At 39.5% G+C, this 15,358-nt stretch carries 18 protein-coding genes; 10 read left to right on the forward strand and 8 right to left on the reverse strand.

Features of this window, described 5'->3' with window-relative positions; genetic code table 11:
- The first annotated feature begins 357 nt into the window (after positions 1-357).
- The 4 genes from MOJ78_RS17360 (at position 358) to cls (ending at position 5,927) form a co-directional block, all read left to right on the forward strand.
- Positions 358-1,908 (forward strand): spore germination protein, encoded by a 1,551-nt coding sequence (locus MOJ78_RS17360; protein ID WP_304978584.1) that lies wholly within the window; start codon positions 358-360, stop codon positions 1,906-1,908.
- Positions 1,905-3,011 carry a GerAB/ArcD/ProY family transporter gene (locus MOJ78_RS17365; protein ID WP_304978585.1) on the forward strand — a complete coding sequence of 369 codons (1,107 nt, stop codon included), beginning with the start codon at positions 1,905-1,907 and terminating at the stop codon, positions 3,009-3,011. Before MOJ78_RS17360 ends, MOJ78_RS17365 begins: the two co-directional genes overlap by 4 nt.
- Positions 3,004-4,188, forward strand: coding sequence for a Ger(x)C family spore germination protein (locus tag MOJ78_RS17370; protein WP_304978586.1), 1,185 nt, complete (start codon positions 3,004-3,006; stop codon positions 4,186-4,188). Before MOJ78_RS17365 ends, MOJ78_RS17370 begins: the two co-directional genes overlap by 8 nt.
- Positions 4,189-4,424: 236 nt before the next feature.
- The gene (gene cls / locus MOJ78_RS17375; protein WP_304978587.1) at positions 4,425-5,927 is read left to right on the forward strand and encodes a cardiolipin synthase; all 1,503 of its coding nucleotides are present in this window, start codon (positions 4,425-4,427) and stop codon (positions 5,925-5,927) included.
- Here the strand turns inward: cls and MOJ78_RS17380 are convergent.
- Positions 5,913-6,218, reverse strand: a complete 306-nt coding sequence (locus MOJ78_RS17380; RefSeq protein ID WP_304978588.1) for a hypothetical protein — start codon at positions 6,216-6,218, stop codon at positions 5,913-5,915. The genes cls and MOJ78_RS17380 overlap by 15 nt on opposite strands.
- Positions 6,219-6,344: 126 nt before the next feature.
- On the opposite strand from MOJ78_RS17380, the gene MOJ78_RS17385 reads away from it, so the two are divergent.
- On the forward strand, positions 6,345-6,626 hold the full coding sequence (locus MOJ78_RS17385; protein ID WP_304978589.1) for a hypothetical protein: 282 nt from the start codon (positions 6,345-6,347) through the stop codon (positions 6,624-6,626).
- Here the strand turns inward: MOJ78_RS17385 and MOJ78_RS17390 are convergent.
- Positions 6,603-7,478, reverse strand: coding sequence for a hypothetical protein (locus MOJ78_RS17390; RefSeq protein ID WP_304978590.1), 876 nt, complete (start codon positions 7,476-7,478; stop codon positions 6,603-6,605). The genes MOJ78_RS17385 and MOJ78_RS17390 overlap by 24 nt on opposite strands.
- A gap of 273 nt (positions 7,479-7,751) precedes the next feature.
- Here MOJ78_RS17390 and MOJ78_RS17395 point away from each other — a divergent pair, with 273 nt between their 5' ends.
- Positions 7,752-7,922 (forward strand): hypothetical protein, encoded by a 171-nt coding sequence (locus MOJ78_RS17395; protein ID WP_304978591.1) that lies wholly within the window; start codon positions 7,752-7,754, stop codon positions 7,920-7,922.
- Between the two features lie 59 nt (positions 7,923-7,981).
- Here the strand turns inward: MOJ78_RS17395 and opp3b are convergent, their stop codons facing one another.
- Positions 7,982-8,899: an oligopeptide ABC transporter permease gene (gene opp3b / locus MOJ78_RS17400; RefSeq protein ID WP_304978592.1), complete on the reverse strand. Its 918-nt coding sequence runs from the start codon at positions 8,897-8,899 to the stop codon at positions 7,982-7,984.
- 124 nt (positions 8,900-9,023) lie between these two features.
- On the opposite strand from opp3b, the gene MOJ78_RS17405 reads away from it, so the two are divergent.
- Positions 9,024-9,371 (forward strand): SgrR family transcriptional regulator, encoded by a 348-nt coding sequence (locus MOJ78_RS17405; protein ID WP_304978593.1) that lies wholly within the window; start codon positions 9,024-9,026, stop codon positions 9,369-9,371.
- Between the two features lie 331 nt (positions 9,372-9,702).
- Here the strand turns inward: MOJ78_RS17405 and MOJ78_RS17410 are convergent, their stop codons facing one another.
- The 3 genes from MOJ78_RS17410 to MOJ78_RS17420 are packed head-to-tail and all read right to left on the reverse strand — an operon-like array spanning position 9,703 to position 11,337.
- On the reverse strand, positions 9,703-10,470 hold the full coding sequence (locus MOJ78_RS17410; RefSeq protein ID WP_304978594.1) for a toast rack family protein: 768 nt from the start codon (positions 10,468-10,470) through the stop codon (positions 9,703-9,705).
- The gene (locus MOJ78_RS17415) at positions 10,467-11,024 is read right to left on the reverse strand and encodes an HAAS signaling domain-containing protein (RefSeq protein ID WP_304978595.1); all 558 of its coding nucleotides are present in this window, start codon (positions 11,022-11,024) and stop codon (positions 10,467-10,469) included. Before MOJ78_RS17415 ends, MOJ78_RS17410 begins: the two co-directional genes overlap by 4 nt.
- Positions 11,008-11,337 (reverse strand): PadR family transcriptional regulator, encoded by a 330-nt coding sequence (locus tag MOJ78_RS17420; RefSeq protein WP_304978596.1) that lies wholly within the window; start codon positions 11,335-11,337, stop codon positions 11,008-11,010. The genes MOJ78_RS17415 and MOJ78_RS17420 overlap by 17 nt, the downstream gene beginning before the upstream one ends.
- Before the next feature lie 203 nt (positions 11,338-11,540).
- Here MOJ78_RS17420 and MOJ78_RS17425 point away from each other — a divergent pair, with 203 nt between their 5' ends.
- Entirely contained in the window at positions 11,541-11,996 is a 456-nt protein-coding gene (locus MOJ78_RS17425) for a DUF3052 domain-containing protein (RefSeq protein WP_304978597.1), read from the forward strand.
- 334 nt (positions 11,997-12,330) lie between these two features.
- Here MOJ78_RS17425 and MOJ78_RS17430 read toward each other — a convergent pair whose 3' ends face one another.
- The gene (locus tag MOJ78_RS17430; protein ID WP_304978598.1) at positions 12,331-12,888 is read right to left on the reverse strand and encodes a CBO0543 family protein; all 558 of its coding nucleotides are present in this window, start codon (positions 12,886-12,888) and stop codon (positions 12,331-12,333) included.
- On the reverse strand, positions 12,885-13,412 hold the full coding sequence (locus MOJ78_RS17435; RefSeq protein WP_304978599.1) for a CBO0543 family protein: 528 nt from the start codon (positions 13,410-13,412) through the stop codon (positions 12,885-12,887). Before MOJ78_RS17435 ends, MOJ78_RS17430 begins: the two co-directional genes overlap by 4 nt.
- 167 nt (positions 13,413-13,579) lie before the next feature.
- Between MOJ78_RS17435 and MOJ78_RS17440 the strand changes: the two genes are divergently transcribed.
- Positions 13,580-14,647 (forward strand): undecaprenyldiphospho-muramoylpentapeptide beta-N-acetylglucosaminyltransferase, encoded by a 1,068-nt coding sequence (locus tag MOJ78_RS17440; protein WP_304978600.1) that lies wholly within the window; start codon positions 13,580-13,582, stop codon positions 14,645-14,647.
- Positions 14,648-14,877: 230 nt separating this feature from the next.
- A complete protein-coding gene (locus MOJ78_RS17445; RefSeq protein WP_304978601.1) occupies positions 14,878-15,324 on the forward strand; it encodes a DUF6376 family protein in 447 nt (148 codons plus the stop codon).
- Positions 15,325-15,358: the final 34 nt, after the last annotated feature.

Here is a 15,358-nt window from a genome sequence, read left to right on the forward strand (position 1 = left end):
CAATATTCATTCCGAAAATCATATTATTACCATAGCATAATCCAAGCCCTAAGGCCTTTTCCATTTTTGTCTAACTTTCAACAGTTGATTTTTTCGGAAAAAACCTTGGGTTTCTAATGCAATTGATTTTGGCCTTTTTACTGTTGAAATCGGTTTCTATTCTAAAAACTTTTAGTGCTTTTTCTAACAAATTTATAAATTGACATTACTTCTAGTTTCTCCCTTCATCATATACAACTAGTTTAATAGGCCTAATAAAAGCCAATCAAGTTTCTCTCGAAAATCTTATAAAGTAAACCTGTTTAAAACAAAACAAACGTGTCAACAATTCTATTAACGTATGAAAGGGGGTAAAGAATGGTTTTTAAAAGAAGAAAATCGCAATCAGCAAAATCAAAAAAGGAAGATTTTTCTATTCGAGTATTTACAAGTCTTGAAAAGAATATTGAAAATATTCAAAAACTATTAGATTCTCCTAATGATTTAACAATAAGGAGATTTGCTTTAGGGAATACTATGAATTCATGTTCAGTTATTTTTATAGATGGATTAGTGAACAAAAAATTAATTCACGATAAAATTATCCAAAATATTCAATTAGAAATTGGACAACAACCGGATGATTCAACTGAATCAAAAGCGGATCTGTTTGAGGTTATATCTAAGAAAGTCGTCTCTGTTAGTGATGTTAAAAAAGCTACTACTCTAGATGATGTATCACTAGCTATCCTTTCCGGAGATACAGTTTTTTTCCTTGATGGTCTAGCTCAAGCATTAATCATCGGAAGCAAAAGCTGGGAAAGCCGCAGTATAGAAGAACCGATTACAGAAGCATTAATACGCGGTCCCAGAGATGGGTTTACAGAAAACTTACGTACCAACACCGTTCTTATTCGTCGGAAAATTCGAGATCCCAATTTGCGTTTTAAAGAGTATAAAATTGGTAGACGTTCAAAGAAAAGTCTTATTGTCGCTTATATTGATGGGATTGTAAACCAAGATATTGTAAAAGAAGTCAAACGTAGACTTGATACGATTGACATGGATGACGCCCCAGAATCAGGCTATGTAGAACAATGGATTGAAGATAGTTTCTTGTCACCTTTTCCACAGATTCAAAATACAGAAAGACCTGACAAAGTAACATCAGCCCTATTGCAAGGGAAAGTCGCGATTGTTTTAGATGGAACGCCCTTTGTACTGATTGCTCCCATTACATTTGGAAATACTTTGCAGTCACCTGAAGATTATTATGAACGATGGATGGTTGGTACTGTTATTAGACTTTTAAGGTATTTGGCGGCTTTTATAGCGGTATTTTTGCCTTCACTATACATTGCACTCGTGTCATACCACCCAGGGATGATTCCATCGAAATTAGCCTTTTCGATTGCTGCTACAAGAGAAGGAGTCCCATTCCCTGCCTTTATAGAAGCACTTTTGATGGCAATTACGATGGAGTTATTGAGAGAGGCGGGAATTCGTTTGCCAAAGCCTATCGGGCAAACGATTGGGATTGTGGGAGGTCTTGTTATCGGAGAGGCGGCGGTTTCAGCGGGGATTGTGAGTCCAATTATGGTCATTGTCGTGGCAGTCACGGCAATTGCCTCCTTTTCTATCCCTTCGTACAGTGTTGCTATTTCCTTTAGAATCATCCGTTTCGGGTTTATGTTTGCTGCGGCTATTTTCGGACTTTATGGAATCATTCTCTGCTATATTATGTTAAATATTCATATTGCTAACTTGAAAAGTATTGGTGTACCTTATTCTACATTATTTGCTCCTAGTTTCAATGGGGACTGGAAGGATCTCATTTTGCGTGCCCCGATTACAATGTTACCGAAGCGGCCGAGGTATATGCAGACCGAAGATGAGAGACGCATTGAGAAAGGAGGATCATCAACATGAAGTCGTTTGAATACGGGGATGAAGAAATTGGTGTAAAAGAAATATTATTTTCTGTTCCTGGTATGGTCATTGGAGTTGGGATTTTATCACTGCCACGTTTACTTTCTACGGCCACCAATTTCTTAGATGGGTGGATATCGATTATCATCGGAGGAATTGTAGCCATTTTTTTTACATGGATTGTGGCAAAACTAGCATCACGCTTTCCCAGACAGACGTTTTTCACTTATGCATCTTCAATCATATCAACCCCAGTTGCTTTTGCTTTGACTTTGATGATGTCCATCGATCTTTTGTTATTTACGGCCTATGAAATTAGGTCTATCGCGGTAATATCGAAACATTACTTGTTTGACCGTACCCCTGTTGAGGTTATTTCTTTTACTTTTCTCCTTGTCGTGGTCTATGCGGTTTCTAATTCAAGAGTAGCTATACTGCGTCTGAATGTAATGTTCTTACCTATAATCTTTTTTGTTGCACTCTTGGTATGTGTAATGAACATTAAACTGTTTGAAATCAGCAATTTACTTCCCGTCTTTCAATCAGAATGGACCGGATACTTACAAGGAGGAAAAGAAAGCTTCTTTTCTTTTGCGGGTTTTGAAATTCTTTTGTTTTATATTGCCTTAATGAATCAGCCGAAAAGAGCGCCGAAATTTGCAGCACTGGGAATGTCAATTCCTCTCTTCTTATATTTGGTTTTACATCTCACGACGATAGGTGTCTTTTCCTATCAAGTAACAGCTAGTTTAACATACCCGACAATAGAATTAGCAAAAGAAGTGGTCATACCCGGTGGATTTTTTGAACGCTTTGAATCAATTTTTTTTACGATCTGGATCATGGCCATTTTCATAACCACAACAATGGCATTCGATGTAACATTAATAGCATTAAGCTCTCTCTTCAAGAAAATCAAAAAGAGAACATGGATCATAATGATTACACCGGTAATTTACCTTGCTGCTATGCTTCCTCAAAGCTATGCCGAGTTAGGAAAGTTTGGTTCGTTTATTAGTTATACGGGACTAACAATGTCAGTTGTAGTACCAACATGTTTGCTAATCATGGCTAAGCTTAGAGGGGTGAAAAGCGATGGATAAACGAAAGCTCTATGTGATTCTGTTTTGGTTTTTACCCATCCTACTTACTGGATGTTGGGACCGGGTTGAAATTGAAGAACGTGGCTTTGTAATCGGAACGGCTATTGATATTTCAGGTGAAACTATTGAACAGGTTGGGAAACATGAATTAATGATGACCAATCAATTCGTCGTACCCGGTGGATTGGGTAGTTCATCCCAAAGAGGTGGTGGTGAACAAAAAGCATTTTTCAATCTTTCAACCACAAAGGAGAGTATGTTTGAAAATAGCCAAAAAATGGCATCCCTTACAAGTCGTTCACCCTATTATGAACACTTAAAGATGATTATTATTTCGAATGAGGTTGCTCAAGTTCCCGGTGCATTTGAAAATGTACTTGATTTTTTTCTTCGGGATCATGAGATGCGAAGGAGTACGAAAGTAATGATATCAGAGGGGAAAGCGAAAAATATAATAGGAATTGAACCCCAGAATGAAAAACTTCCCGTTATGTACCTTGATTCAATTGCGGAAAATGCCTATAAAAATGCTGAAATGTTACAAGCAGTAAGAATTGGAGATATCCATGAACATTTAATAGAGCAAAGCAGTTATGTCATTCCAAAAATAACATTAACCAATGCAGGGGCAAAAATCAAAGGAGGGGCGGTTTTCCATAGACATAATAACCGAATGATCGATACCATTAATGAAGAAGAAACAAAAGGATTAAATTTTATTACTGGAAAAACACAAGGTGGAAGTATAAAAACAAACCTAGAAGGTCAATTAGTAGTATTTGAAATTAGTGGTGCGAAGAGTCGTATAGAGGCTAAGATTAAGAACAAAGAAGATATCAGTTTCTCTATTTTGATTCAAATGGAAGGAAAAATAGTTGAATCCTTTTCAAATCTAGATTTTACAGACACAGAGATTCTAAACAAGATAGAGAAAAAACTTGCTAAAGAGGTTGAACGATTAGCGAATTTGGCGATCAATAAAGCGCAGGAAGAATTAAAAACGGATTTTTTAAGGTTAGCACCTTTATTTAGACAACAACACTATGGCAAATGGCGACAAATCAAAGATGATTGGGATCATGGGAAGAACTATTTTGCACAAAGTCAGATAAATGTCGAAGGACGAGTAATCATTCGTACATCAGGATCCATTCTTTCCACTGAAACAGGAGGGTGAATGAGACAATGTTGGAAAACATTTTAGACAGGTTCCCACCGTATTTAATCATCTTTAGTACTATTCTTTCATTTTTAATTCCCTGGACTTTCTATAAAATCTCAGACAAATTACATGATTATGGTGACCCCCCATGGAAGAAAAACAGTAGAAAGTAAGTAAAGCCTTGCCACTCGTTTTTCCGTGTTCGAAAGGGTATCATATGTGTAGTGAGTTAAGCTTCGGGGGGAAGACGGATGAAACCAACACGACAGTTTTTATTATGTATCACAATGATTCTTTGCTTTGGGATTGTTTTCTTTTCAGAACAGCCCACTTTTATAAAAGGAACAGCAGCGACCCTTTATGGTGCCATCGCCCTTTCGATTTGTTATGTGCTGATGCTCGAAAACCGATCACCTTATAAAACGTTACTTTGGATATATGCCATCCTATTTTTCCCTATTATCGGATATATCTTCTTCATTTACTCGGGTCAATTGCAGGTAAAGGGGCACTTGTTTAAACAAAAACGTCTACACGATTATGAACAGGCGCAAATAATGCACCATGAGAACCGCTCTTCTGAAAAATGGACCCATTTGCATGAATCAGAACGAGAATTTTCAAAATTGATCACAGCGTTAAGCAATCAGACAATCAGTTTCTCCTCTCAGACAGAGATTCTTAAGAATGGAGATGAAAAATTCCCGCGTCTACTACAAGAGCTCCAAGCAGCAACTGATTTCATCCATATCGAATATTACATCTTCCGTTCCGATCGAATCGGAAAAGAGATCATTGCCGTTCTTTGTAAAAAAGCAAAGGAAGGGGTTGAGGTCCGATTTTCCTATGATGGGATTGGCAGTCTCACTATGTCGGATGGTGATATCAGTCACTTAAAAGAATCCGGCGTAGAAGTATATAGCTTTTTACCGATCCGTAAAGGGTTTTTCAATCAAAAATTCAATTTTCGAAATCACAGAAAAGTTGTTGTGATTGACGGGAGAATCGGATTTGTCGGTGGATTGAATGTCGGTGATGAATATTTAGGACGAAACCCGGATTTTGGTTTTTGGCGCGATACGCATATGCTCGTAAAAGGAGAAGCCTTACGTGACCTTCATCGGGTCTTCCTTTTGGATTGGAATTATGTAAGTGGGGATTCATTATTAACAGAGCGGTATTTATCTGTACAGCCTGCGGAAGATGAAGGCGGAGTCCAGATTGTGCCGAGCGGTCCCGATACATCCCAGGGTGTTATGAGCTATTTGTATTACAGCATGATCACCTCCGCAAAAAAGTCAGTTTGGATCGTAACTCCCTACTTTATACCGAGTAAGGAGATTCGGACTGCACTGTTGATTGCTGCTGTTAAAGGTATTGACGTCCGGGTCATGGTTCCAGAAAAGAATGATGGTTTTCTTACACAATATGCAACCCGCTCCTACTTTAGTGAGCTTTTGCAATACGGCGTGAAGGTTTATACGTACCAAAAAGGATTTCACCATCAAAAGACGATTATCGTTGATGAATCTTATGCAACATTAGGGACGGCAAATGTCGATTTACGAAGCTTCCATCTTAATTTTGAAGTGAATGTATTCATGTTCCGGACACCTACCGTCCAAACACTCGTTTCTCACTACCTCGGAGATATTAAGAATGCCATCGAGATTGATAAAGAAGCCCACTTCAAACGTGGAATGGCGGTACGGACAAAGGAATCCTTTTCCCGATTGTTTTCACCTGTCCTTTAGACTGTTTGAAGTATTTTCGTGGTTCGATTGCGCGATATGAACTGGGTGATCCATATCCCCTTTTTCAGGTGTCGGCAATGGTGATGGTGTCGGATAAGGTTTTTTGGCATTAGGAATCTCTTTCGGATGTGGGAACGGTGGCTTTGCATTCGGAAGTGGTGAAACGACAAGCGGTTTGTCTTCACCTTTAACATACGATTCAGGCTTATTTTGCCCTTTTTTTTCAGGTAAAGTGTCTGGATGTCCGCTAAAGCTCAGCAATAATATAGTTAAGAACGACAAGAGTTTCATTAAGAACACCCCACTCTCATCATACCATTTTTTGGGTGCTGGGAGTGGGTTTTTTCTCTTTTTCATTTTTCAAAGCAAACCGTACATACTAATGTAAAACGACTATATTTCAAAGGATGTGTTCGTATGGTAGGTTGGATTTTTCCAATCGGTTTCTGGTTTATTGGCCTCCTTATTGCTGCAAGTCCTGGTATTCTGTTCCGTACCTTAGAAAGTGAAAAGGAAAAACTGAGAAAGGAGGCAGATGAGACGAAGGACCGTGACCACAGCGCTTCAATTTTGTTCATTGTTGAAGAGAAGATTTTAAGTATGATTAATTGGTGGTCGTTCACATTGGGGACTTCGATCGTTGCTGCCTTCTTCATTACGTTCGGGTTTGTTGCGTTAAGCTTCGTCCTCACCTGGTAGGCTTTTGAGCAGCTTGTCTATATTCACGTACCACCGCCCTGTTAGGCTGTATCGTTGCACGGTCAAATTCAGCTTTTTCTTCATCAGCCCTTGGTCTGTTTTGTACATGACCTTTACCGGGTATTGGGTCATTAGTATATTTGTGGGTGCATCTTCCGATATCGGCTTAGCAGGATGAATGAAAAACACTTGCTTCAGCTTTTCATCGCTGAGCCTTTTTTCTATTGTTTTTCGAACAATCGAATGATCCTCCTGGTTGACCGCATTCATAAAGACATCTGCAAGTTGTTCACTGTTAGCTTTTTCAATATAATGATCAAGCTTTCCTGCTGCTTTTAAAATCATCAACTGATGGGTCGGGTCTTCCTTCCTCGATGTATGTGTTGTACTCCCCGGCAAATGAATGCAGAAATGCCCAGGAAAGTTATTGACCAGTGCTCCTGCCCCGTGTGGCATTCCGTGCATGGAGGCAGCAATAACATGGCCATCCTTCATAATATAAATCGCCCTTCTCTTCCAGCTCCATTTTCCATTATAGATGGCCTTCATAATTGCCGTATCAGTCTTTGTGAGCGGTTGAACATCAGCATGCTTAGAACCCGCTCTTCTCTGCACCTTGAAAAATAACCCTGTTTCTATGTCAATCACCTCAAATTCAGAACCCTTCGGAATGATTGATTTTGTTTCCTCCCAGGTTTTCAATTCAATGTGATCAGGGATATGTGTTCCATCATCAAAGATCGACGGAAGGTTTTCTACCTCAATTCCTTCTTCTGCAAATACAATGTGATTCGAACCCACTAAAATCAATGCACTTATTAACGTAACCCAAATAACTTGCCGCATTTTCATATTTTATCTCCGTTAGTCTTTTTCATTATTGTTTTGTCAAAATAAATGCGACTATAACAGGTAAATATTGTCCACGCGATTCCAATAATTAGAGCCGTTGATTAAACTTGAAGTGGAGATGCTATAACAGAAGCTTTTTTAAGCTTAGTACCTGGTGCTGACCGGGACCTTTTAATACCAGCAGTTGAGATAACCGTCTTAATCGTTCATTTGAGCGAATGCAAAAGCATCATGCTGATTAAATCCTGAATAGCATTAAAGGAGGTTTTCTTCATGAAGGAAAAACAGCCAAAAAAACGCAAAACAGTTGAAATCGAACAGCCAGCAATTCCAGAGGTGGACCACCGAACACTCCACCCTGGGGTTAAGGAAGAACAGGAGCAAGGATTGATGAAGGACATGTACGACGATAACGACTTAGGTGAAAAACAAATTCAAGGATAAACTCGAGAAAACAAAAAAGGACTGAATTCCGGTCTAGACACCGAATTCAGCCCTTTTTTTCAATCTAAACGAATACGCGGATCAATCAGTCCATACAGAATGTCAACGATAAAAATAGTAAAGATAAATAATACCGAATAGAAAATAGTTGTCCCCATTATAACCGGATAATCGTTCGTCATGATTGACCGGATAAACTGCTCCCCAAGTCCTGGTACAGAAAAGATTCGCTCGATGACAAGGGTACCTGTCATGATCCCAATTGTCATAGGGCCGAGTATGGTAATAATTGGAATTAAGGCATTACGAATTCCATGAAGAACAACAACCTTGAACTGGCTCAAACCTTTTGCCTTTGCTGTCATCATATACTCCTGCCCAAATACCTCAAGGAGTTCTGTACGCATAAATCGTGCCGCTATCGCCATCGGGAAAATCGCAAGCGAAATTGTCGGCATGATCGTATATTCGAACCCTTCCCAAAATGCAACAGGTAACCATTGAAGCTTCACACCTACGTAATATTGTAAAAGTGCCGCAAATACGAAACTAGGGATCGAGATGCCGATGACTGAAATGAGTGTAGAAGAGTAATCCCAAATTGTATTATGCTTAATCGCAGAAAACGCCCCTAAAATGATGCCTAAGAGGCTTCCGACAATCATAGATTGCAATCCTAAATACGCTGATGGGCCAATCCTATCCATGATCATACCTGTCACAGAGCGCCCATCAAATTGAAATGAAAGGCCGAGATCACCTTTAGCTAAATTCATCAAATAATTTACGTATTGAATCGGTACAGGATCATCTAAATTATATTTTTCTAAAATTTTCGCCTCCTGCTCCGCTGTCAATTTTGCATCAAGGCTTAAAGGTGAACCAGGCATCAGTTTCATGAGGAAAAACGTTGCCGACGCAATGACAAACATCGTTATAAGCATATAAATAACTCGCTTTAAAAAATAAGATTTCATAAAAACCCCCTACCAAAGTCTGACTTTTGTGATTATTTAAAGTATACTAGAAGATAGAATGGAAAAAAGTGATAATTTTTTGGAAGATTGTTCCCCTTTTATAGGGGTATAGGGGGCTTTTAAAATGAGGTATTGTCACTACTATTTACAGCTATGTGACCTTTTCTCGCCGGAAGAGCTTGTTGAGGTGCGCCTAAGTCGACTTGCTGATGAGTGGAGAATCACGACACGGTATGCAAAGAAAATTGTGCAGGAGCTTAATCGGTCGGGTTGGATCATGTGGAAACCGGGGGTAGGACGTGGTAACGTCTCGAAGCTTCGACTTCTCCACACGAAAGAGCACGCTGCATTGGGTCTTGCAAAGGAACATGTTCGAAAAAAGAAAATTAAAGAAGCATTCGTCTTGATTCACACACATGCTCCAGAGGTTAAAGATAACTTTGTGGACTGGTTGACCGATCCCTCACTTTAGGCTATGAGCTGGGGGGTTATTTTTTGTTCTCTCCATGACTGGAACCAAATGCAGAATTCATCCGAGCCATTTTTGCAAGAAGGGTATCGGATAGATATATCGAATTTGGTCTTGTGCTTCACAACACTTTTCTTAAACTCGGCTTGCCATGATAGCTTCCTGTGCCGCTTTGCCCCACACCCCCGAAAGGAAGATAAGGTGTGGCGACATGCAGCAACGTATCATTGATACACTCACCACCGTAGGTCTTCATAATATACTCTTGATTTCGTTTGTGGAAAGTATATGAGTGCAAGCGATTTAGGAAACCGACGTATATTTTGGAAGCTTGTTATCTAAGATCCTCTCTAATAATATTAACGGACCCGACTCCCATATCAAGATCGATCTCAAGCTTCACATCCGATTCATTATAGGCATTATTTAAATAGGAGTTACCTTGAATCGTCAGTCCCTGTATATTCAGTCCGCCAACTCCCAAATCCGCCGTTATGCGTACCCCGACATCTTCAGGGATAAAGATGGTAGTATCCCCAACGCCACCGTCAATGCTAACGTTAAAGCTTCTTTCCCAATCCCCGCTTAAATCGAGAACGGTTTCGCCAACTCCTGAATCAATATCAAGTCTGGTGAGATTGAGCCCGCTTAGATCCAATTTACTATCCCCGACACCTGTGGAAACCTCCAAATCTAACGGCACCTTGTCATTTAAAGCGATTTCCCATTCGTCCGTCTGTTCACCGAACCGTATCCAATCAAAGTCCAACCAAGAATCCTTATCTTCATTGGATACATCAAGTTCTCCTTTTCCACCATTAACTTCATATGCTATGTCAGGCTTTCCAGCATTTTCGTTATAATGAAATTTACCTCTCATTAAATCTTCTGCACCACCGTTGACTGTTAAATCAGCAATCCCCATTTCAATTTCGGCTTCAACAGAGCTTGCTTCATTAAGCTCAACTACTTCTATATACTCTCCATTATTTTTATCATTAGAGGGTTGAAATCCCGTTACAACGATTCCTCCAACACCAATTAAAAATATTGCGAATGCTGCCAATGCGATTTTACCAAGTTTGGTGTGCTCTAAATTCACGCTTTGTACCCCCTTACAATTTTAACATTGAACTGTAAATATTTGACGACCCCGATATAAACAAACTTTGTAAGATAGATCATTCCGACTGAAAGAAGAACGCCAAGTCCACCCGTCGCCATGATCAAAAACAGTGATTCCATAAATTGATCGTTCTCTGCCAACAATGCCTTGATCAAAATGAAAATTGGCGTAACGATCAAAGCTAACGTTGTTGCATACAACCCGATCATAATTCCAACTAGGCCAAAAAACGGTCCCAAAACAAATACAAGATTGAAGAATCCGAGACTCAAGGTCGCAATGACCGCCTTCGATATATTGCTTACCGATTGATTTTCTTTTGCCTGGTTTATACGGAAATCCGCTTTAAGTTCTTTTGCGATTGTTCTCGGATTTCCTAGTGATTCAGAAACCTCATGTTGACTCTTTCCTTCCTCTTTCCCGATCTCAAAATGCTCGTTATAGTCGAATAGGATCTCTTTTCGTTCCGATTCTGGTAGTTCATGTAACAAGCGCTCCAGTTCATTCAAGAATTCACTTCTTGTCATCATCCAGCCCCTCCTTAATAATCCTCTCAACACCATCCGAAAATGTCCTCCACTCATTTATCAAGTTAAGCATTTCCCGCTTACCTGTATCGGTCAATCGGTAATACTTGCGTGGGGGACCTTCCTGCGATTCCTTTAGATAGGTAGTAAAATAATCATCCTTCGTAAGACGTCGCAGTAACGGATAAACAGTTCCTTCCGAAATCGCAAATTTCTCTGAAATGCTATTCGCGAGCTCATATCCATAGCGATCCTTCTTTGCTGCTAGAACCATGACACACAACGTCAATACGCCCTTCTTGAATTGTGGGTTCATCCTATATCATCACCTGCTTTTTTATAGTACTGTTTAATGTATAATACTGACTTTTCAATAATATACCATCTACCTACTATACAATGCAAGGTACTGTTTGAAAAATAATAAAAATGCCTAGGTCGGCGAACTGAAGTCAAGAAGTTGCATTTATGTGCACGAGGGGTATTCTAGAGAGAGAAAATTATTGGAGGAGGACGACGATGCATCCACTATTAAAAAAGATGAACTATAAAAATCAATCATCCGTCTACGTCATTAAAGCACCTAAGGAATTTGAAACACAAATGAAAGAAATAGCTGATGAGACAACACTTCTAAAAGACCTCAATACAGATGAGAAAATAGGTTTCGTAATCGTTTTTTGCTATGAAAAAGCTGATGTAGAACCACATGCACAAAAAATAATGCCTAGATTAGAAGAAGAGGCATTGGTCTGGTTTGCCTACCCGAAAAAATCATCGAAACGATATAAATCTGATATTTCAAGAGATACAGGCTGGGAGCCGCTTGGACATACTGGTTTTGAACCTGTTCGCCAGGTAGCTATTGATGAAGATTGGTCAGCATTAAGATTCAAAAACGTTGACGATATCAAAACACTTACGCGTAATAAGAAGATGACACTGAGCGAAAAAGGTAAAGCACGTAAAAGTTAATGAAATGCAGAAAACTGAGTACACCACTGCACTCAGGTTTCTATCTTTCCGAATAATCCAATTGTTTGCGCCTTTACATTTTTATCAGTTTGCCCCAATAAAAGGGCATTTGATTAGGAGGTGGGCTTTCTCTATTCCACTGCCCCATTCGTAAGTGATGAAGTCTCACTATTTCGATACATTTCACTTGACTGGATTCCTTCCCTAGACCTAGAAATCTCTTTTGTCAGTTCATCTACACTCGATCTAATGTTCCCTTAACTTTGATCGACTGCAAATCCTTATACACTAAAAAAGGGAGGGTGACTCAAAGCGTGTCACCCTCCCTTTCTATTCACTTTATATTTGCCTGGGCTTTGGCCAGAACTGAATCGACGAACCATTTTATGAACACTGCCAATATGAAGTAACCCGAGAACGAATAGATGTGTTTCCATTTAAGCAACTGGTAAATATCGATCTTTACAAAAAACGGTTCCACGATAAATGCACCGAATAACGATGTGATCAATGAAGCGAGAAGAAATCGCCTCCACGTAGGAAAATACTGATAAACAAGCATATACCCGATAGGCAAAACTGAAAAATCCATTGGTAAAAGCTGTGGTATCATCGGGATTAACTCAACCTGGTATATCCATCCGCCTAAAACAATACCAAGCGTATCTAAAAAGCTGGCCATGGCGCTGATCGTCATCCCGACTGCGAAAATTTTGAATAACCGTCGCCGGTCGACCAGAAACCACCAAACAATCCATGGAACAATTAATAGGGTAAGCAGCAGCCACCAGTTTGGAGAAAAGAGACCGTGTTCTCTCCAAAGCTCCAAACTTTCAATTATTACCCCTTGCTGTGCATCGACTATATCTTGAATGTGGTCTTGATGTTTCATACCGTTAATAACCGCCTCTCTGCACTACGGTCTACCGGGACGTCAAAGATGCTTAACAAAACAACGATAATGATGATAGAGATGATATAAGCTATGACCGGATGTTTATAGTGAAGACGAATCATTGGAAACATGAAAGATAGGAATCCAAGCGACCAACCGATTGACCATCCGTGTTGATACTCGATACGCCCAAATAAAGAACCGATAAATTCAGATCCTATATAAATGAAAATCCATTTTATGTTGTGAATTATTATCTTTAATCTCGTCTCTGGATAATTCGATAAGAAGAGGATGACAGTTGCGGGAAAAATAATGAACGTATACATAATCTCTATAAGCGCATAAGAAATTCCAAATTCGGGGTTGACTTTCCAAAGTAAATACCTGGAACATAAAAACATATATAGAAGGTTCATGAGCGGCATATATAGCATTGTCGCATGATAATCTTTCCAATTTCGCCAATCAGCCCATTTCCAAGCAGCCAGTAACGCCCAAATGGTATAAGCAATATGCATTTTCATTTCCCTCATAGTTATATTAATTTATATTTCACATCTTCTCCTTATAGTGTTATACAATTGTCTTGAACTATGCATTTTTCCTTGTATACTAGAAAGCAATTGCTTATATATAAGAATGTATACATTTTTATTTAGTTACGGAATGTCTTGAGGAGGCAGCTATGAAAAAAATATTGTTGACTGGCGGCGGTACGACAGGCCATGTCGCTGTGAACCTTGCCTTGATTCCAGTTCTTAAAGAAAATGGCTGGAAAATAGATTATATTGGCTCACATGATGGAATTGAACGTGAACTGATCGAAAAAATTCCCGATGTTACATATCACCCAATCTCTACTGGAAAGCTTAGACGCTATTTTGACGTTAAAAATTTCAAAGACCCATTTAAAGTAATGAAAGGCGTGGCGCAGTCCTTTAGGATTTTGCGTAAGGTTAAACCGAGCATCATTTTTTCGAAGGGTGGTTTCGTTTCAGTACCTGTCATCCTTTCTGCTTGGATGAACCGGATTCCTGTCATTTCTCACGAATCTGATGTCAGCCCAGGACTCGCAAACAAAATATCGATGCCCTTTGCTTCAAAAGTGTGCGTTACGTTTCCAGAAACTCTTGAACATCTTCCAAAAGAAAAAGGAATCATGCTTGGCGCAATCATCCGTAATGAATTGAAAAAAGGCTCCAAACAAGCGGGACTTCAGTTTTGTCGGTTTAACGGAACAAAGCCGGTCATTCTTATCATGGGTGGCAGTCAAGGATCAAAACGTGTGAATGAAGTGGTACGGAACCTTTTACCCACACTCACGAAAAAATATCAGGTTGTCCACCTTTGTGGTAAAGGAAAAGTGGATGATTCCTTCTCAATGAGCGGTTACCGACAATATGAGTACGTAAATGAGGAGCTTCCAGACGTTCTTGCAATGACAGACCTTGTCATTTCCAGGGCAGGCTCCAACTCGATTTATGAATTTTTAAGTTTACAAATCCCGATGATTCTCATACCACTGTCACGCCAATCTAGCAGGGGCGATCAGATCCTGAATGCGAACTCGTTTGAGAAACAAGGGTTTGCACAGGTTATACAAGAAGAAGACCTTGCTGAGAAGGTTCTTGAAAAGAGCATTGAAGTTAGTTTTGCAAAACGTGCCGAATACAAAACGAATATGGCCCGGAACGACATCGGGGATCCGCTTGCCAAACTTTACGAGATGATTGAAAAGTATAGTAAACAATGAAAGTAAGCATTTTATTAAGAAAGGAGTGCATGCCAATGTCCACACTCAAGAAAATCGCGAAGGCTTTCATTGTCAAAAAAGGATATAGTTTTGCGAAAAAACATATCATACCCAGGGCGAAACAGGAACTTGAAAAACGACGTAAGAAATAAATGAAACCTCCTTTCTACTACTTCGTATAGAATAGGAGTTCCATTTGATTGTGAAAAAAATATGGAGGGATAAATTTTATGAACAAGTGGATTCTAGCGATTACACTAGTTTCAGTTGCTGTTTTGAGTGGCTGTTCTTTGTTACAGGGGGTAAATGATTCACTCGAGTATGTGAATGAAGCGACTGATTATGTCAATAAAGCAACTACCTTTGCAGAAGAAGTTCCAGCCCTGGCCGAACAAGCCGTTTCTGATCAGGATGCACGTGTCCAATTGGAAGAACGACTGACACAAATGAAAGCGGACATTCAGAATTTTAATGAACTGAACCCTCCAGGTGTTGCAGAAGATGTCCACCAAACGATTGTCGGTTACAACACTACATTGGAACAAGGGATTGACAGCTATTTGAAAAGTATTGAAAATGGCGAGGTCAACCCTCAGCTTCTTGAAGAATACGGAATCCTCCAAACGGTCAACGAGCTTTCAAAAACGCTTGACTTGCTCCAACAGATTGGTTCATAAGTGTAACGTAAGAAAAGAGCCTGAAAACGCTAGG

The sequence above is a fragment of the Alkalihalobacillus sp. AL-G genome (assembly GCF_030643805.1).
Classification (GTDB): domain Bacteria; phylum Bacillota; class Bacilli; order Bacillales; family Fictibacillaceae; genus Pseudalkalibacillus.